We start from the raw sequence: 18,145 nt of genomic DNA on the forward strand, positions 1-18,145 counted from the left end.
CTGCTCTCCCCCCACACCCCCGACTCGCCCGTGCCCGACGACGTGGCCGGCGCCGTCGTGACCGTGCTGACCGACTGGGCCAAAGGGCCGGGCGGCTGGGCCTCGGGCGCCCCTGACGCACCACCCCGCCCCATCGCCGTAGTCACCCTGCCCTCACGCACCCGGCCACAGCTCATCCAGTCGCTCGGCACCAGAATCTCCGACATCGGCCGTATCCCCCTGCTGGGCTCCCTCACCTACACGGACCACGCCGACGGCCTGCCCCTGCCCCGCTCGAACAGCGCCCAGCGCCTCCGCGCACTCAACGGAGCGCTCGCCGTGCCCCCGCCCCTGTGCGAGGCCCTGCGCGCCGCGGACGGCCCCGTACTGCTCATCGACGACCTCACCGAGTCCGGCTGGACACTGGCCGTGGCAGCCCGGCTGCTGCGCCGGGCCGGAGCCGGCCAAGTGCTCCCGCTCGTACTCGCCGCCCAGAGCTGACCCCACCGCACGCGACCCGGCAGGGCGGAGATAGGCGACGGATCGCCGGAAAACGGTCGGTGGCCCCAATTGCTCGTTGCCGCAACCAGGTTCGACAGGAAGAATTGAAGTCCGCTCCCCGCACGGCTCTCCCCGTGGTCCGGTAGGGCTCCGCTGTGGGGTGCGCTCCCCAAAGTCCGACCCCGCCCGCACTGTGGGCGCGTAGCCGAAGGGAGGACCGTGACCTTCGGATTCGCATCGTCCTCGGCGGCGAACATGTCGACGGCTGCCCAGCTGTCGGCCGCTTCCGCCAATCCCCCGACCCGCATGCTCGAACCCGCGGAGTGGGCCGCCGCGGGGATTCCGCTGCTGCGCGATCCCCGGGACGTCGTCAGCGGGCTGCACGCACGGCACCAGCCCCGGCCCGCCACCGCGGTCGTGGCCGTTCTCGACCCGGACGAGCGGCTGCGGGCGAGCGCCTCGTTCACCCGGCGTTCGGCCCCGGCCGACGGCTGGATGTTCCGCAACGCGCTGCTCGCGCAGCTGCGCCGGGTCATCCCGCACGATCTGCGGCGCCGCACTCCCGTGCGCACGGCCGTGCTGCTCTACTGCCGTGACGGGGACGCACGTTGGACGGAGGAGGACGGCGCATGGATGTGGGGGCTGCGGGACGCCTGCACGCTGCACGGGCTGCGCTGCGGGGCGTACATCACGCTGACGCGTGACGGCTGGCAGGTTCTCGGCGAGGGCCGGGGAGGACGGCGCCCTCACGCGAACTCACCCGCGGAGCCCTTCGCCACGGCTGAGGCAACGCCTCCGCTGCCACGCACGGGAGGCGTCGCGTCGGAGGTGCTGCGCCGGGCAGCGGCCCGCTGAACCGGGCGGGCGTCCGCCTTGCGACGGCCCACGTGAACCACGGACAGGCATGCTGGGCGCGCGGGCGTCCGCGCACCCCTCATTGCCCCGCATCATTGCCTCCGCACTCCACGACGGCGCCGACGGAGGCCCCTCACTCCCCACCGGCCCGGGCGACAGCCCGGAGACCCAGCCTGATTCCGGGCACGCGAAACCGACCAGCCCCCCATGGGCGGGAGTCCGGTCAGTCCCTCGCGGGTGCGAGACCGCTCAGACCCCCGCGCCCAGCACCGAGTTGATGTGCTGCGGGTCGCCGCAGACGATCAGCAGGGCACCGGCACGGGCGAGCGCCAGCGGGACCGCCTGGGCAGCGGCCGTGTCGGGACCACCGTTGACGGCGACGACGACCACGGGACGGGCCCCGGCCCGCTCGGCAACGGCGGCGTCCGCATAGAACACGTCGTCGCCCGCGTCGTGCTGGGCCCAGTAGGAGGCCTCGCCGAAGGACAGCTCATGGGCGGCCCATGGATGCGGCTCGCCGGTGGTGATCACCAGCACCTCACCAGGGGCCCGACCCGACTCCATGAGCAGATCGACGGCCTCCTCGGCGGCGTCCAGGGCACCTTCCACCGAGGCCGGGATGAGCTGGATCTGTGGGCTGGCAGGGGTCGCGGCAGCGGCCGGAGCGGGTGGCCCCGGCTTGGCCGCGGCAGCGTCGCGCGGTGCGCGTTGGGTCGGCATGGGCCTGGTGGGCCCTGGACGACCTGGACGCGCCGGAGCCGCGGGACGGGGACCGGGTACAGGACGGGGGGTCGGCGCGACGCGGCCGCTGGCCGGAGTGGCGCGCGGACCCTGGGCACTCTCGTGAATCTGAGGCTCCTCGGGAATGAGAGGCATGAGCTGATTTTTATCAAACGCCGTTGCGACTCGCGTCGGCGGGTGGCACATGAGTGCGAACGAAACCGTCAGAAATCGAAGCCGAGCTGACCCTCGATCTCCGGAACGCTTCCGTCCGCCCAGCTGCGGACCTTCTTGAGGTGCCGCCACTGGGGCAGCGCATCAAGATACGCCCACGACAGCCGGTGGTACGGGGTGGGGCCCCGCTCCTCCAGCGCGGCCTTGTGCACGGGTGATGGATACCCGGCGTTGGCCGCAAAACCGAAGTCTGCATGGTCGATACCCAGTTCGGCCATCATTTTGTCGCGCTGAACCTTGGCTATCACCGAGGCCGCCGCAACGGCCACGCACGACTGGTCGCCCTTGATCACCGTACGTACCCGCCAGGGGGCACCCAGGTAGTCGTGCTTCCCATCGAGGATGACCGCGTCGGGCCGGACCGGCAAGGCCTCCAGGGCCCGTACGGCGGCAAGACGCAGCGCGGCAGTCATGCCCAGGTCGTCGATCTCCTCCGGAGAGGCGTGCCCGAGGGCGTACGACGTGACCCACTTCCGCAGTTCCTCGGCGAGCTTCGTGCGCTTCTTGACCGTGAGGAGCTTGGAGTCGGTGAGGCCCTCGGGCGGTCGGCGCAGACCCGTGACCGCCGCGCAGACGGTGACGGGGCCGGCCCAGGCGCCGCGCCCCACCTCGTCGACACCGGCAATGATCTTCGCTCCAGTCGTGGCGCGGAGAGAGCGCTCGACGGTGTGAGTAGGTGGTTCGTACGGCATGGCGCTCTTAGCGTACGCCGCCGCGAACCCCCCGCGACACCCAGGTTTCCCCCGCCAACCCCAGAGCCCGCACAGACCTCGATCCGGCGGTCTGCGGAGCGTGATCACGCACCTGCGGAACGCAGCAGCGGAACCATCAACTGGTCGACCATCTCTTCGATGTCACGCTCGCTCCATTCGCTCGCGCACATCTTGGACCGGTACATCATCATGGCCGGAATGGCGTCGAAGACGTACCCGTTGGCCGCGTCCGGACGCACCTCGCCCCGCTCGATTCCGCGGTTGATGACGTCGCGGAGCAGCTTGACGGTCGGCTCCACGACCCCCTCGACGATCACTCCATTGAATCGCTCGACCTGAGCCGTGTCGCATTCGTGAATCACCGAGCGCAGCGCGAACCCGGGGCGCGAGAACATCGCCTCGCGCGCTTGCCGGCACAGCTCCAGGAGGTCCTCGCGCACGCTGCCGAGGTCGGGCGCCTCGTCGAACTGCGGCAGCCCGGCCTGGAGCGCGTCCGCGACGAGGTCCTCCTTGGACGGCCAGCGACGGTAGACCGCGGCCTTACCGGTCTGGGCACCCGCGGCGACACCTTCCATCGTGAGGCCGCTCCAGCCGACCGTACTGAGCTGCTCCAGTGCGGCGTCGAGGATCGCGCGCTCGAGCACGGCACCGCGCCGACGAAGGGAGGGTGTCTGAGCGGGGGCAGCCGTCCAGCGCGAAGTAGCCATCTGAGTATCTCCGTTGAGCAGGGGGACGGGGGGATTCCCGGGCAGAGCGAGCGGTCGGGCGAGATCTTTCGGCAGCGACTTCAGTGAACGCTTGCGTTCACTAAGGGGGACTCACTACCGTTTGACGCGGCAGTGAACGCAAGCGTTCACTAACGCACTTGTGGGGGATCCATAGTGACAACCTCTCCGTTGATTCAGGATCAGAAGCCGGGAGCCGCCCGCCGGGAGGGGCGCCCCGGCATCGCACTCGCGGTCATCGCGGCCTGCCAACTCATGGTGGTACTCGACGCGACGATTGTGAACATCGCGCTTCCGCACATTCAAGACGCGCTCGCATTCAGCACGACCGACCTGACGTGGGTGGTCAGCGCATACACGCTGACCTTCGGCGGCCTGCTGCTCCTCGGCGGCCGCGCCGGTGACATCCTGGGTCGGCGCCGGGTCTTCATCACCGGCATCCTGCTCTTCACGCTCGCCTCGCTGCTGGGCGGATTCGCCCAGGAACCATGGCAGCTGCTGGCGGCACGCGCTCTCCAGGGCGCCGGTGGCGCGATCGCGTCACCCACCTCACTGGCGCTCATCACCACCACGTTCGCCGAAGGCCCGGAACGGAACCGGGCCTTCGGTGTCTTCGCCGCCGTCTCGGCCGGCGGCGGCGCCGTCGGTCTCCTCGCCGGAGGAATGCTCACGGAGTGGCTCGACTGGCGCTGGGTGCTGTTCGTCAACGTACCGATCGGCATCCTGATAGCCGTGCTCGCGCCGATGTACATCCGCGAGTCCGAGCGGCATCCGGGACGGTTCGACATCGCGGGCGCGCTCACGTCGACGGCCGGTATGGCGTCGCTGGTGTACGGCTTCATCCGCGCCTCGGAGGAGGGCTGGCGCGACAGCCTGACCGTCGGCTCCTTCGGTGCGGCGGTGGTCCTGCTGCTGGCCTTCGGGTTCATCGAGACGCGGGCCAAGGAACCGATCACTCCGCTGCGGATGTTCACCGACCGCAACCGGTCGGGCACATACGTGATCATGCTCAGTCTGGCCGCGGCGATGTTCGGCATGTTCTTCTTCATCGTCCTCTTCGTGCAGAACGTGCTGCAGTACTCACCGATCGAAGCCGGCCTCGCCTTCCTGCCCGTGACGGGAGCGATCGTCGTGGGCGCCGGTCTGTCGCAGCGCTTCCTGCCGGTCCTCGGGCCCAAGCCGTTCATGGCGGCCGGTTCGACGCTCGTCGTGATCGGGCTCACCTGGCAGACGTTCATCAACCCCGACAGCTCGTACGCGGGCGGGGTGCTCGGCCCCATGCTGCTGTTCGCCTTCGGCATGGGTCTGAACTTCGTGACGCTGACCCTGACCGCGGTCTCCGGGGTCGCCCAGCACGAGGCGGGCGCGGCGTCCGGCCTGCTCAACGCCATGCAACAGGTGGGCGGTTCCCTCGGTCTGTCCATCCTGACCACGGTCTTCGGCACCGCAGGCCGGGACGAGGCGGAGAAGCAGATGCCGAGCTTCCTGGCGAACGGCACGGCCGAGCAGAAGGCCGAGTTCGCCAAGACCCACCAGTTGCCGGCTCCTTGGGGCCACGAGGTTCTCGCCCAGGGCATCTCGACGGCGTTCGTCCCGGCCGTCGCGATGGCCGTACTCGCCCTGGCCACCGCCGTGCTGGTCATCAAGGTCCGCAAGAGCGACCTGGAGGCCCTGTCCGGCACGGCGGGACCCGCAGGGGGCTGACAACCGCGGATGGCCGGACCGTGCCCGGGGGAACCAACGGCGAGGGCATCGGTCCGGCCATCCGCACCGTGACGCCGAAAGGCGCCCGAGACCCGCCCGCGCACCTCAGTCCGCCCCCTCGCAGCGGTGCGTTCGCGGGTGGCCACTGGAACGCCGGCGAAGAGCCAGGCCCGTCGCACCCGTACTACGACCGCCCGACCGGTCCCACGCCACTTCCACAAACCGCGGCGAGCTCACCGCCACTTACTGCCCCCCCCTTGCCGGCCGCTCGCCGAACCGCTCTCAGCGGTACATGACCTCGTCCCTGAACCGTGCGCACTCGGCCGTGTCCACCTCCACCGACAGCGGCCGCTTGTCGAGGATGCGTCGCGCCTCTGCCTCGCCCCGACTCGTCGCGTACCAGGGCGCGTCCCGCTCGTCGAGGTCGGCCGCGAGATCCCGCAGCACACAGGACCGCAGGGGCTCGGCCAGCTTGTCGAGGGCCGGCACGGCGTCGGCGGACAGCCCGCGCGCGTAGTCGAGGTCGAACCGGCCCGTGTCCTCGTACCGTTGGACGTTGCGCTCGGCGATCAGCTCGTCCGGCGACACGAGCCCGAACACCAGCACCCCGGCCGCTGCACTGGCGGCCACGGCACGCGGCAGCCAACGGGCTCCCCACACCCCGGCCGCCAGGATGAACACGATGACCAGGCCGAGCCACAGCTCCACGGCCAGCACCGAGATCCTCAGTCGCGTCAGTCCATACGCCTCCACGTACATGTCCATCCGTCGCACAGCGGATGCCACCACAACGAGGGTCAGCGCGCACAGAGTTCCCAGCACGGAGCGCACCAGCGTGCGATCACCCGATCGAGTGCGCGGCGCCCAGCGCAGGGCCAGGACGATGACCAGCAGCGTGAGAAGCGTCGCCAGGAGCAACTGCCAGAAGCCCTGCCGCGCGTACTCGGCGTACGTCTGCCCGGTCTTCTGGAGTACGGCGTCGTACCCGCCGAAGAGGACGGCCAGCTGAACGGCGTTGAACACGGCGAACAGCACGATGAGCACGATCAGCGGCAGGGCCCACTCGACGCGACCACGGGCACGTCCCTCGGGCACTTCGACCTGGTCCCAGTGAACGGGGGCGGCAGCCGTGCGTGCCGCCGCGAGCGCCCCGACGAGACCAAGGGCGAAGAGCAGCACACGCCAGGGGCCGTCGGCCACCGAAGTGTCCGGCACCAGGGCGCCGAGCAGGTCCGCGAAGGCCGCGTCCGCGCCGGCGAACAGCGCCCCGAACACCAGCACCAGCACTGCGGCGACGCCGAGCGCCCGCAGGACCGGGCCCAGCCGCTCGCGGGCGCCGCCCGACAGGCTGCGCAGCCCTTGCCAGGCCCAGGCGGGGCCGGTGACCACCGCGTTGAGCACGCCGATCGGGCCGAGCAGGACGGCCGGCCAGCTGCGGCCCCCGTGCAGTGCCAGGGAGCCCGCCGCGACCGCGGTGACGACGGCGAGGAACGACGGCCACTCCGCGTCACGCAGCGCCGGAACGGTCAGCAGCGCCAGCCCCAGAGCTCCCCAGACGAGCGTCCACGCGCGCGGGCGACGGCCGGCCCGCCGGGCGGCGAAGTACACGGCGAGCACTGCGGGAATCGCGACGATCAACAGGTTGACGGCTGCTCCGTCGCCGAGCAGCAGCATGCTGAGGACGCCCGTGGCCAGGGTGGCCCACAGGGTCGGGGTGCGGACGGGCGCGGGTTCGTCGATCTGAAGGTCGGCCAGCCAGGTACCCGGGCCGACCCCCGGTGGCCCTGCGACGGGAGCCGCCTCCGGCGAGCTCGCCCGGGACCTGGACGGGTCCTCGAGTGTGTCGGCAGCCAAGGCGCGTCCTCCGGGCCCCCCGCCCTTCGGCTCGGACGCGGACGATGTGTCGGACACGGACCCCCCTCCCGGCCGGCCCACCTACGCAGCGTGCCGCTGCGGCAGAAGGCTCGTGACCGGTGTCTCGTCGACGCACACCGTCATGATCGACAGGCGGCGTTGCGCAAGGGTATGCCGGGGCTCGGGCACCACAGCGGGGTGAAAGCCTTCTGTGGCACGCCTGTGACAGTTGGGGTGTTCGTGACACTTGGGTTCAGGGCACAGCCTGTCTGTGGCATGAGCGGCCGACGGGATGAGGCAGCGACCGCCGCTAACGCGCCGGAGACCAGTCCGGCAGCACTTCCGTCTGCCGCAGCCACTCCTCGGGAGGTGTCCCCGCCTTACCGGAGGCGACGATTCCCCCGACGATGGCGCAGGTCGTGTCCACATCGCCGCCCGCCTGGGCCGTCGCCCAGAACGCCTGCCTGTAGTCGCCGAGGGCCTTCGCGGCCGACCAGATCGCGAAGGGCACCGTGTCGTGCGCCGACGTGCGCCGGCCGCAGCCGAGTACGGCGGCGACGGTGCTCGCGTCCCCGTAGTCGAGCATGTCGCGGGCGCGTCGCAGTCCCGCGTCGACGGCACTTCTGGGCATGAGTGCGATGACGCCGTCGAGCAACGCTTCGGCGCTCGGCGGCCCTGCCGGGTCGGCCGCGAGGGCGGCGGCAGCGGCGACGGCCATGGCACCAGCGACGGCCTCGCGGTGCTGATGGGTGGGGTACGCCGAGATCTCCGCCTGGTGGGTCGCCTGCTCGGGGTCGTCCGCGTACCAGGCCCCCAAGGGGGCGATCCGCATGGCCGCGCCGTTGCCCCAGGAGCCCTGTCCGTCGAAGAGCGCGGAGGCGAGCTCCCGCCAGTCGCCGCCCTCCCTGACCAGCCGCAGCAGCCGGTTGACCGCCGGCCCGTAGCCGCGGTCGAAGTCGTGGTGCTCGGCGAAGGACCGGGCCAGCTCGTCCTGGTCGATCCTTTGGTGGGCGGCGAGGATCGCCACGACGGAGCAGGCCATCTCCGTGTCGTCCGTCCACTGCCAGGGACCGGTCGGTGTCTCACGGCGCTTGAGCAGCGGATAGTTCGCGGGTACGAAGTACTGGGAGCCCAGTGCGTCCCCCACCGAGAGTCCGCGCAGGCTGCTCAGGGCGCGGTTCAGGCGTGCGTCAGGAGAGGAGTCAGCGGTCATTGCCCTGCCACTCTAACCGGTGACTCCGTACGACTCCGGGTCACGCCAGCGTTCAAAGGGGCGGTCAAGGGTGTACTTGCCGTCGTCCCCGAGAACGAGCATCCGCATCTCCGCGTTCCCGGGATTGGACAGCGACTCGAACTCGGCGACCGACCAGTGGAACCACCGCATGCAGAACAGCCGCATGGCCAGGCCGTGGGTCACCAGGAGCACGTTCGGCGGGTGGTCGGGGTCCTCGAAGCTGCGGAACAGGCTCTCCAGGAAGCCGCCGACCCGGTCGTACACGTCGGCCCCGGACTCGCCCTGCGCGAAGCGGTAGAAGAAGTGTCCGTACGCGTCCCGGTACGACTTCTGGAGCTGTACGTCGTCTCGGTCCTGCCAGTTGCCCCAGTCCTGCTCGCGCAGCCGCGGCTCCTCGCGGACGCGCACCAGCTCGGGGTCGAGGTGGAAGGCCCGGAACGTCTCGTGGGTGCGGCGGTACGGGGAGACGTACACGCTGACGCGCTCCCGGCCGAACACCTCCCGGAGCCGTTTGCCGGTCTCTTCCGCCTGCCGCCAGCCGAGCTCCGTGAGCCCCAGGGCATGGTCGGGCTCGCGTTCGTACACGGTGTCGTCGGCGTTGCCCGTTGACTCGCCGTGCCGGACAAGGACGATGCGCCGTGGTCGTGCCATGCCAAAACCCTAGATCGGGTGACGGTCGATCGAGCACCCGTATGGGCTCCTTACGGTGTAGGTCACACAGGTCCTGCACACCAAGGGTCGCATTTTGCGCCTTCTGGCACCCTTTTGACGCATCTGGATCTCGTCTGGATCTCAAACCCATGCCGTCCAGATCTTGGACCCACCTCACCACCGGATCCACATTCCGGACTCACCCCTCACGAGCGCGTCCAGATTCCGGACTCACCCTCGGCACCCGAGTCCGAATCTCAAACTCACCGGCTCAAACCGTCCAGGCGGACTCCAGGTCCACGATGTCACCCGCGAGCGCCGCGACATCGGCCTCGATCTGGGCTCGCAGGGCGAGCCGCTCGACGCGTTCGGTGCGGTACTTTCCGTGCTCGGCGGCCGACAGCCACATGGAGAGGATCATGAACTCGTGGCCCGGCGCCTCGCCGAAGAGGCCCCGCACCATGCCGGGAGAGCCGGCCATCGCGGGGTTCCAGACCTTCTCCTGCATCAGCGCGAAGTGCTCGGCGCGCTCCTCATGGACGCGACAGTGCGCCACTCGCACCAGATCGGCGTCCGTGAAGCGCGGTTCGAAGCCGGTCTTCACATCGAAGCGGTAGTCGAAGAGCTTGACCTGCGGGTCCTTGAAGGTTCCGGACTGTGAGGCGGCGAGCCGGTCATGGGAACGCGCCATGAAGGAGTCGTAGAAGGCACGGCTCTCCCAGAAGGAGAAGATGTGGGCCACACCGGGCCGCGCACGGCTCCAGCCACCACCCTGCCCACGGAAACCCGGCTCCCCCAGAAGCCCCGCCCACCTTCGCTGTCCCCGTTCGAAACCGCGGCGGTCCACCACGGTGCAGCGAATCCACTTGACCAGCACCGCGCCATGGTAAGGCCACGGAGCGTGGCGCCGGTCATGCTCCGGCGGAGTGCACCCGAGCGAGCGCCCCCGCGCGCGTGGGAGGATGGACAACGGGCCTGGACTGTAAGGAAGTTCGGGCGGCAGGCCCAGGAATCGGGGAGGGAGATCTGGTGAACGGCCTCAACAAGGGCATCGGCAAGGTCGAGGTGGCGGTGAAATGGGATCCCAGTCCCTCGGGACAGGCACCCACGGACCTCGACCTCGTCGCGGCGACCTACCTGGCCGCCGAGCCGAGCGGAAACCCCGACTACGTGGTGCACTTCGACAGCCGCTCCCCCGACGGCACCATCACCCTCAACCGCGACAGCAAGACCGGTCAGGGCTTCGGCTGGGACGAGGTCATGACCGTCGAGCTCAGCCGGCTCGACGGCCGCTACGCGCGCGTGGTGGTGGGCGTGGCCATTCAGCAGCGGGCCGGCCGGAAGACCTTCGTCAACGTCCACAACTCCGCCCTGCGCATCCGTGAGGGCTACACCGTCCTGGCCGAGGACGACTTCGGCGGCGTCCTGAACTCCACGGCGGCGACCGTCGCGGAGTTCGTGCGCGACGACTCGGGAGAGTGGTCGTTCCGACCGGGCGTCCACGGCTACGAGGAGGACCCGGCGTCCTTCGCCCGCGTCATGGGCAGCCTGAGCGAGTCCTGACCCGCTCACGGCACCCGTCAGCACTGAAGGGCAGTACGGTCATCGGCCGTTACTGCCCTTCAGTGCGTACTGGCGCGAAGAGACCCAGCTCCGGCGCAAACTCCGCCCACCACGTCAGCCGCTGGTCTCCAGCGGCAAGGCCCTCCCTCGCCACGTCCCACCAGCCGTCACGTACGGGCAGCGCAAGGTAGCGACGCGATGCAACAGGGAGAAAAGCCGGGCGTCACCCGCACCGAGGGCGGTGGAGCCGGACTTCCGGCTCCACCGCCCTGACGAGCTGATTCACGCCTCAGGGGCGTCCAGGCTCAGCTGCACCCGCTGGTCGAGCCGCAGCCCTCGCAGATGTAGCAGGAACCGGCCCGCTGCATCTTCGTGCCGCAGGAGAAGCAGAGCGGGGCGTCCGCCTGGATGCCCAGCTGCATCTCCACGAGTTCGGCGCTGGTGTGGGCCTGCTGCGGTGCGGGCTTGGCCGCCTCGATGCCCGCCCTGGGGGTGGCGACGGCCTTCAACTCCTGTGCGCGGGGCGCGGACTGGGCCAGGCCCTCGACGTCGACCTCGTCCTCGGTCGGCTCGTAGGAACCCGTCTCCAGGTGACGCTGGCGCTCCTCGGCGGAGTGGATGCCGAGCGCGGAGCGCGTCTCGAACGGCAGGAAGTCGAGCGCCAGACGACGGAAGATGTAGTCGACGATCGACTGCGCCATCCGCACGTCCGGGTCGTCCGTCATACCGGCCGGCTCGAAGCGCATGTTGGTGAACTTGGAGACGTACGTCTCCAGCGGCACGCCGTACTGGAGGCCGACGGACACCGCGATGGAGAAGGCGTCCATCATGCCCGCGAGGGTCGAACCCTGCTTGGACATCTTCAGGAAGACCTCGCCCAAGCCGTCGTCCGGGTAGGAGTTGGCCGTCATGTAACCCTCGGCGCCGCCGACGGTGAAGGACGTGGTGATGCCGGGACGACCCTTCGGGAGGCGCTTGCGGACCGGGCGGTACTCGACGACCTTCTCGACCGTCTCGCGGATGGTCGCCTCGGCCTTCTCTGTGATCTCGGCCTTCTCCTTCTCCTTGGTCTTCGCGGAGAGCGGCTGGCCGACCTTGCAGTTGTCGCGGTAGATGGCGAGCGCCTTGACGCCCATCTTCCAGGCCTCGAAGTAGATCTCCTCGACCTCCTCGACGGTCGCCGACTCCGGCATGTTGACCGTCTTGGACAGGGCACCGGAGATCCACGGCTGGATCGCGGCCATCATGCGGACGTGGCCCATCGGGGAGATGGCGCGCTCGCCCATGGCGCAGTCGAAGACCTCGTAGTGCTCGGGCTTGAGGCCCGGTGCGTCGATCACGTTGCCGTGCTCGGCGATGTGGGCGACGATCGCCTCGATCTGCTCCTCCTGGTAGCCCAGGCGGCGCAGGGCCTGCGGGACGGTGCCGTTGACGATCTGCATCGAGCCGCCGCCGACCAGCTTCTTGAACTTGACCAGCGCGAGGTCGGGCTCCAGGCCGGTGGTGTCGCAGGACATCGCGAGACCGATCGTGCCGGTCGGGGCGATGACGGACGCCTGCGAGTTGCGGAAGCCGTTCTTCTCGCCGAGGCGGAGCACGTCCTGCCAGGCCTCCGTGGCGGCGGCCCAGACCGGGGTGTCCAGGTCGTCCATGCGGACGGCCTTGGTGTTGGCGTCGGCGTGCTGCTTCATGACGCGCAGGTGCGGCGTGGCGTTGCGGGCGTAGCCCTCGTACGGGCCGACGACCGCGGCGAGTTCGGCCGAGCGGCGGTACGACGTACCGGTCATCAGCGAGGTGATGGCCCCGGCCAGGGCGCGGCCGCCGTCGGAGTCGTACGCGTGGCCGGTCGCCATGAGGAGGGCGCCGAGGTTGGCGTAGCCGATGCCGAGCTGGCGGAAGGCGCGGGTGTTCTCGCCGATCTTCTGGGTCGGGAAGTCCGCGAAGCAGATGGAGATGTCCATCGCGGTGATGACGAGCTCGACGACCTTCGTGAAGCGCTCGACGTCGAAGGACTGGTTGCCCTTGCTGTCGTCCCTCAGGAACTTCATCAGGTTCAGCGAGGCGAGGTTGCAGGACGTGTTGTCCAGGTGCATGTACTCGCTGCACGGGTTCGAGCCGTTGATGCGGCCGGACTCCGGGCACGTGTGCCAGTGGTTGATGGTGTCGTCGTACTGGATACCGGGGTCGGCGCAGGCCCACGCGGCCTCGGCCATCTTGCGGAACAGGGTCTTGGCGTCGACCTCTTCGATGACCTCGCCGGTCATCCGCGCGCGCAGACCGAACTTCCCGCCGGACTCGACGGCCTTCATGAACTCGTCGTTCACGCGAACCGAGTTGTTGGCGTTCTGGTACTGGACGGAGGTGATGTCCTCGCCGCCGAGGTCCATGTCGAAGCCCGCGTCGCGAAGGGCGCGGATCTTCTCCTCCTCCTTCACCTTGGTCTCGATGAAGTCCTCGATGTCGGGGTGGTCGACGTCGAGGATGACCATCTTGGCGGCGCGGCGGGTGGCGCCACCGGACTTGATCGTTCCTGCGGAGGCGTCCGCACCGCGCATGAAGGAGACCGGACCGGAGGCGTTGCCACCGGAGGAGAGGAGCTCCTTGGAGGAGCGGATCCGGGAGAGGTTCAGGCCGGCGCCGGAGCCGCCCTTGAAGATCATGCCCTCTTCCTTGTACCAGTCGAGGATCGACTCCATGGAGTCGTCGACGGCCAGGATGAAGCACGCGGAGACCTGCTGGGGCTGGGGCGTGCCGACGTTGAACCAGACCGGGCTGTTGAAGCTGAAGATCTGGTGCAGGAGGGCGTACGCCAGCTCGTGCTCGAAGATCTCGGCATCGGCGGGCGAGGCGAAGTACTTGTAGTCTTCACCGGCCTTCCGGTACGTCTTCACGATGCGGTCGATGAGCTGCCTCAGGCTCACCTCGCGCTGCGGGGTGCCGACGGCACCGCGGAAGTACTTGCTGGTGACGATGTTGACCGCGTTCACCGACCAGAACTCGGGGAACTCGACGCCGCGCTGCTCGAAGTTGACCGAGCCGTCGCGCCAGTTGGTCATGACGACGTCACGGCGCGCCCACTCGACCTCGTCGTACGGGTGCACGCCGGGGGTGGTGTGGATGCGCTCGATACGCAGTCCCTTGCTCGCCTTGGTGCCCTTGGCGCGGGAACTCCGTGCCGGACCGCTCGCCGTCTCTGTCATGCCGCCTCCCTGTACGGGCGAAAACGCCCTGAAGTGCCACTTTGTTCCCGTAGCACGTGTTCTGTCATGTGTCGCGGCGCCGCGCACACGGCCCTCCGCGACAGGTCCTGGTCGCCGCCGATCGTCCGGTCCGGATGATCCGTCCGGGCGCTCCGCCTGTCAGTCGGCGGCGTGGGCGGGCACGGGGACCCCTCCGGTCCCCGCGGGCCCGCATTCGGGTTCCCTGCGCTCCTCGACTGCTCCCTCGCAGTCCTCGCCGTCCCCGGCGGGGCGCTTCCCCTGCTCTTCCCTGAGTTCCGCGATGGCCGCCTCGAAGTCCTCCAGCGAATCGAACGCCCGGTACACCGAGGCGAATCGCAGATAGGCGACGAGGTCGAGCTCCTGCAACGGGCCGAGTATGGCCAGCCCCACGTCGTGGGTGGTCAGCTCGGCGCTCCCCGTGGCCCGCACCGCCTCCTCGACCCGCTGGCCCAGCTGCGCCAGCGCATCCTCGGTGACGGGCCGTCCCTGGCATGCCTTGCGCACACCGTTGATGATCTTCGTTCGACTGAAGGGCTCGGTGACGCCGGACCGCTTGACCACCATCAGCGAACAGGTCTCCACCGTCGTGAAACGACGGGAACAGTCCGGACACTGACGGCGCCTGCGGATCGACGTACCGTCATCGGTCGTCCGAGAGTCGACGACGCGGCTGTCGGGGTGCCTGCAGAAAGGGCAATGCATAGAACTTCCAACCCCCTTTCACAGCAGACTCAATAGCCTCACAGGCCACTCGGGCCCCGCGAAGCAGCCCCAAGCATAGGCGATACCCGAGGGCCCGGAGACCCGGGGGACCACAACTTCTGGGCCGTCACCGCAATCCAAGCACTACATGTAGGGCTTGGCACGTAAATCCGCCCACGCCGCGCGTGTCGCACACGTATCGGCAGGCGCCCCAGGGCCATTCCGCCACAGGGCGACCGGGGATACGGTGAGGGCGACGCTCAGGAGGGGCCGGTACCCGGTTGCCGGGGCACCTGGTGGCAGACTGGACCACGAAGCGACATCGGCCCACAAGGCCATCGCCCGGCGGTGAACAGTACAGCAATGAGCGCTTTTGTCCGCCAGGAGCGGCGTTAGCCATACACCCGGAGATCTGATCGCGTCGACCAATCCGCGATTTTTCACTCGAACGTGTGTTTGGCGCAACCTTTCGAAAGCAACTACCGTTGTCCAGCACGGGAGACCATCGAGAGGGGCCGACGTGACCACCACCGCAGACAGTGCCGCCATCACTGCCCAGGACCGCTCCCAGGACCGATTCGAGCCGGTGCATGCGATGAACGAAGCCACGAACCATGAGGGGCCAAAGCGGTCCCTGCCTGGCCGACCTCCAGGCATCCGAGCTGACAGCTCGGGGCTCACGGACCGGCAGCGCCGGGTCATCGAGGTCATCAGGGACTCCGTGCAGCGGCGTGGCTACCCGCCGTCGATGCGGGAGATCGGCCAGGCGGTCGGCCTGTCCAGCACGTCCTCGGTGGCGCACCAGCTGATGGCCCTGGAGCGCAAGGGCTTCCTCCGTCGCGACCCGCACCGCCCGCGCGCGTACGAGGTACGGGGCTCCGACCAGGCGTCGGCACAGCCCACGGACACGGCGGGCAAGCCGGCCGCGTCATACGTCCCGCTCGTCGGCCGGATCGCCGCCGGCGGTCCGATCCTCGCCGAGGAGTCGGTGGAGGACGTGTTCCCGCTCCCGAGGCAGCTCGTCGGCGACGGTGAGCTGTTCGTCCTGAAGGTCGTCGGCGACTCGATGATCGAGGCTGCCATCTGTGACGGAGACTGGGTGACGGTCCGCCGCCAGCCGGTCGCCGAGAACGGCGACATCGTGGCAGCCATGCTGGACGGCGAGGCCACGGTCAAGCGCTTCAAGCGCGAGGACGGCCACGTCTGGCTTCTCCCGCACAACGCGGCGTACGAGCCGATCCCCGGCGACGACGCGACCATCCTGGGCAAGGTGGTGGCGGTGCTGCGGCGGGTGTGACCCCGTAGCGGCGGTGCGCCGCCCCTGATCCGGGCCCCGGAACCCCTGCGCCGGTTCCGGGGCCCTGCACTGTCCGGCTCCGCTTCCGTCGGCTGCAGGTGGCCCGTGATCCCGTCCCGGCGGGACGGGATCACGGGCCACCTGCAGACTTACGCCTCTTCCGTCTGCTGGGCCGCCTGGTCGATGGCCGCCAGCGACTTACGCACCTGGTTACGGTCCGTCGTGTACCAGAAATCGGGCAGCGATGCCTTCAGATAGCTGCCGTAGCGGGCCGTGGCCAGCCGCTGGTCCAGTACGGCCACCACACCGCGGTCCCCGGACGCGCGTACGAGACGGCCGGCGCCCTGAGCCATGAGCAGGGCCGCGTGGGTGGCGGCGACAGCCATGAAGCCATTGCCTCCCGCGTCCTCGACGGCCTTCTGCCGGGCACTCATCACAGGGTCGTCGGGCCGTGGGAAGGGAATCTTGTCCATGACGACGAGCTGACAGCTGGGGCCCGGGACGTCGACGCCCTGCCAGAGGGACAGCGTGCCGAAGAGGCAGGTCTTCGGGTCGGCCGCGAAGTTCTTGATCAGCTCGCCGAGTGTCTCCTCCCCCTGGAGCAGGATCGGGAACTCGGGGATGCGGACACGCAACTCCTCCGCTGCCAGCTGGGCCGCTCGCATCGACGAGAAGAGGCCCAGCGTCCGCCCGCCCGCGGCCTGGATCAGCTCGGTCAGCTCGTCCAGCATGTCGGCGCGGTCGCCGTCGCGCGCGGGGCGTGCCAGGTGCTTGGCGACGTACAGGATGCCCTGCTTCGGGTAGTCGAACGGCGAGCCGACGTCAACGCCCTTCCACTGCGGCAGGTCCTCACCCTCTGTGCCCTCGGGGGCCAGGCCCAGTGATGCTCCCACGCCGTTGAAGTCGCCGCCGAGTTTCAGGGTCGCCGATGTGAGAACCACCGAGCGGTCCGCGAAGAGCTTCTCCCTGAGGAGGCCCGAGACGGACATGGGGGCGACGCGCAGTGAGGCCCCGAAGCGGTCGTGGCGCTCGTACCAGACGACGTCCCACTCGGAGCCGTTGCTGATCCGCTCCGCCACGTCGTGCACGCTCTCCACGGAGGCCAGCGCCTGCTTACGGACCGCGTCCTCGTCCTGGACGGACTTGTCGCGCGTGCTGCCGATGGCCGAGATCACCGTACGGGCGGCGTCACGCAGCGCCATCAAGGCGTAACCGAGATCCTCCGGGATCTCCTCCAGACGGCCCGGCAGGGCCAGCTCCATGAGCCGCTCGAAGCCCTCGGCGGCGGTCTGGAGCTGGTCGGCGGCCTTCTCGTTCACGAGCTTCGCGGCGCGGCGCACGGCCCGGTTGACCTGGCCGGGCGTGAGCTCACCCGTGGCCACGCCCGTCACGCGGGAAACCAACTCGTGCGCTTCGTCGACGATCAGCACCTCGTGCTGCGGGAGCACCGGAGCACCCTCGATCGCGTCGATCGCGAGCAGTGCGTGGTTGGTGACGACGACCTCCGAGAGCTTGGCGCGTTCGCGCGCCATCTCGGCGAAGCACTCGGCGCCGTAGGCGCACTTGGAGGCACCCAGGCACTCACGGGAGGACACCGACACCTGGGACCAGGCCCGGTCGGAGACGCCCGGAGTGAGGTCGTCGCGGTCGCCGGTCTCGGTCTCCTGTGACCAGTCCCGCAGCCGGATCAGGTCCTGGCCCAGCTTGCTGGTGGGCGCGGCCGCCTCGAACTGGTCGAAGAGGCCCTCCTCCTCGTCCTGGGGCACACCCTCGTGCAGACGGTGCAGGCACAGGTAGTTCGACCGGCCCTTGAGCATCGCGAACTCGGGGCGGCGGCGCAGCAGGGGGTGCAGCGCCTCGACCGTGCGGGGCAGATCCCGCTCCACAAGCTGACGTTGCAGAGCCAGGGTGGCCGTCGCCACGACGACCCGCTCCCCGTGGGCTAGCGCGGGCACCAGGTAGCCCAGCGACTTTCCGGTGCCGGTGCCGGCCTGGACCAGCAGGTGTGAGCCGTCGTCGATGACCTGCTCGACGGCTTGGGCCATGGTCACCTGGCCGGGGCGCTCCACACCGCCGACGGCGGTGACGGCAGCATGCAGGAGTTCGGGGAGTGAGGGCTTCGTCATAGCGCGACCACCCTACGACCCGGCGCTGACACGCGGGTGGTCAAGGCGGGGGTGGAGGGCGTGATC

At 69.5% G+C, this 18,145-nt stretch carries 14 protein-coding genes and 1 pseudogene; 5 read left to right on the forward strand and 10 right to left on the reverse strand.

Features of this window, described 5'->3' with window-relative positions; genetic code table 11:
• A pseudogene (locus tag FPZ41_RS34700) lies at positions 1 to 480 on the forward strand (recombinase RecQ); the annotation flags it as partial.
• A gap of 219 nt (positions 481 to 699) precedes the next feature.
• Positions 700 to 1,335 carry a hypothetical protein gene (locus FPZ41_RS34705; protein ID WP_322621095.1) on the forward strand — a complete coding sequence of 212 codons (636 nt, stop codon included), beginning with the start codon at positions 700 to 702 and terminating at the stop codon, positions 1,333 to 1,335.
• 249 nt (positions 1,336 to 1,584) lie between these two features.
• Here FPZ41_RS34705 and FPZ41_RS34710 read toward each other — a convergent pair whose 3' ends face one another.
• The 3 genes from FPZ41_RS34710 to FPZ41_RS34720 all read right to left on the reverse strand — a co-directional run bounded on the left by FPZ41_RS34710 (position 1,585) and on the right by FPZ41_RS34720 (position 3,709).
• Positions 1,585 to 2,211, reverse strand: a complete 627-nt coding sequence (locus tag FPZ41_RS34710) for a hypothetical protein (RefSeq protein ID WP_152867559.1) — start codon at positions 2,209 to 2,211, stop codon at positions 1,585 to 1,587.
• 68 nt (positions 2,212 to 2,279) lie between these two features.
• Positions 2,280 to 2,981, reverse strand: a complete 702-nt coding sequence (locus FPZ41_RS34715; RefSeq protein ID WP_152867560.1) for a ribonuclease HII — start codon at positions 2,979 to 2,981, stop codon at positions 2,280 to 2,282.
• Positions 2,982 to 3,085: 104 nt separating this feature from the next.
• Positions 3,086 to 3,709 (reverse strand): TetR/AcrR family transcriptional regulator, encoded by a 624-nt coding sequence (locus FPZ41_RS34720; protein WP_152867561.1) that lies wholly within the window; start codon positions 3,707 to 3,709, stop codon positions 3,086 to 3,088.
• A gap of 174 nt (positions 3,710 to 3,883) precedes the next feature.
• Between FPZ41_RS34720 and FPZ41_RS34725 the strand changes: the two genes are divergently transcribed.
• Positions 3,884 to 5,431 (forward strand): MFS transporter, encoded by a 1,548-nt coding sequence (locus FPZ41_RS34725; RefSeq protein WP_322621096.1) that lies wholly within the window; start codon positions 3,884 to 3,886, stop codon positions 5,429 to 5,431.
• A 282-nt stretch (positions 5,432 to 5,713) separates the two neighbouring features.
• On the opposite strand, the gene FPZ41_RS34730 is transcribed toward FPZ41_RS34725, so the two are convergent.
• The 4 genes from FPZ41_RS34730 to FPZ41_RS34745 form a co-directional block, all read right to left on the reverse strand.
• Positions 5,714 to 7,186, reverse strand: a complete 1,473-nt coding sequence (locus FPZ41_RS34730) for a DUF4153 domain-containing protein (protein WP_228023173.1) — start codon at positions 7,184 to 7,186, stop codon at positions 5,714 to 5,716.
• Between the two features lie 409 nt (positions 7,187 to 7,595).
• Positions 7,596 to 8,498 (reverse strand): ADP-ribosylglycohydrolase family protein, encoded by a 903-nt coding sequence (locus FPZ41_RS34735; RefSeq protein WP_152867563.1) that lies wholly within the window; start codon positions 8,496 to 8,498, stop codon positions 7,596 to 7,598.
• A gap of 12 nt (positions 8,499 to 8,510) precedes the next feature.
• Positions 8,511 to 9,170, reverse strand: a complete 660-nt coding sequence (locus tag FPZ41_RS34740; RefSeq protein WP_152867564.1) for a histidine phosphatase family protein — start codon at positions 9,168 to 9,170, stop codon at positions 8,511 to 8,513.
• Positions 9,171 to 9,441: 271 nt separating this feature from the next.
• Positions 9,442 to 10,047 carry a YdbC family protein gene (locus FPZ41_RS34745; protein ID WP_322621097.1) on the reverse strand — a complete coding sequence of 202 codons (606 nt, stop codon included), beginning with the start codon at positions 10,045 to 10,047 and terminating at the stop codon, positions 9,442 to 9,444.
• A gap of 152 nt (positions 10,048 to 10,199) precedes the next feature.
• Between FPZ41_RS34745 and FPZ41_RS34750 the strand changes: the two genes are divergently transcribed.
• Entirely contained in the window at positions 10,200 to 10,733 is a 534-nt protein-coding gene (locus FPZ41_RS34750; protein ID WP_322621098.1) for a TerD family protein, read from the forward strand.
• Positions 10,734 to 11,038: 305 nt separating this feature from the next.
• Here FPZ41_RS34750 and FPZ41_RS34755 read toward each other — a convergent pair whose 3' ends face one another.
• Together FPZ41_RS34755 and nrdR are read right to left on the reverse strand one after the other, a co-directional pair.
• Positions 11,039 to 13,933 (reverse strand): vitamin B12-dependent ribonucleotide reductase, encoded by a 2,895-nt coding sequence (locus FPZ41_RS34755; RefSeq protein ID WP_152867565.1) that lies wholly within the window; start codon positions 13,931 to 13,933, stop codon positions 11,039 to 11,041.
• A 159-nt stretch (positions 13,934 to 14,092) separates the two neighbouring features.
• Positions 14,093 to 14,656 (reverse strand): transcriptional regulator NrdR, encoded by a 564-nt coding sequence (gene nrdR, locus FPZ41_RS34760; protein ID WP_152867566.1) that lies wholly within the window; start codon positions 14,654 to 14,656, stop codon positions 14,093 to 14,095.
• A gap of 520 nt (positions 14,657 to 15,176) precedes the next feature.
• Here nrdR and lexA point away from each other — a divergent pair.
• Positions 15,177 to 15,953: a transcriptional repressor LexA gene (lexA, locus tag FPZ41_RS34765; RefSeq protein WP_131563388.1), complete on the forward strand. Its 777-nt coding sequence runs from the start codon at positions 15,177 to 15,179 to the stop codon at positions 15,951 to 15,953.
• Positions 15,954 to 16,102: 149 nt separating this feature from the next.
• Here lexA and FPZ41_RS34770 read toward each other — a convergent pair whose 3' ends face one another.
• Positions 16,103 to 18,079 carry an ATP-dependent DNA helicase gene (locus FPZ41_RS34770; RefSeq protein ID WP_152867567.1) on the reverse strand — a complete coding sequence of 659 codons (1,977 nt, stop codon included), beginning with the start codon at positions 18,077 to 18,079 and terminating at the stop codon, positions 16,103 to 16,105.
• Positions 18,080 to 18,145 lie beyond the last annotated feature (66 nt).

It is taken from the genome of Streptomyces acidicola (assembly GCF_009377235.1).
GTDB lineage: Bacteria > Actinomycetota > Actinomycetes > Streptomycetales > Streptomycetaceae > Streptomyces > Streptomyces acidicola.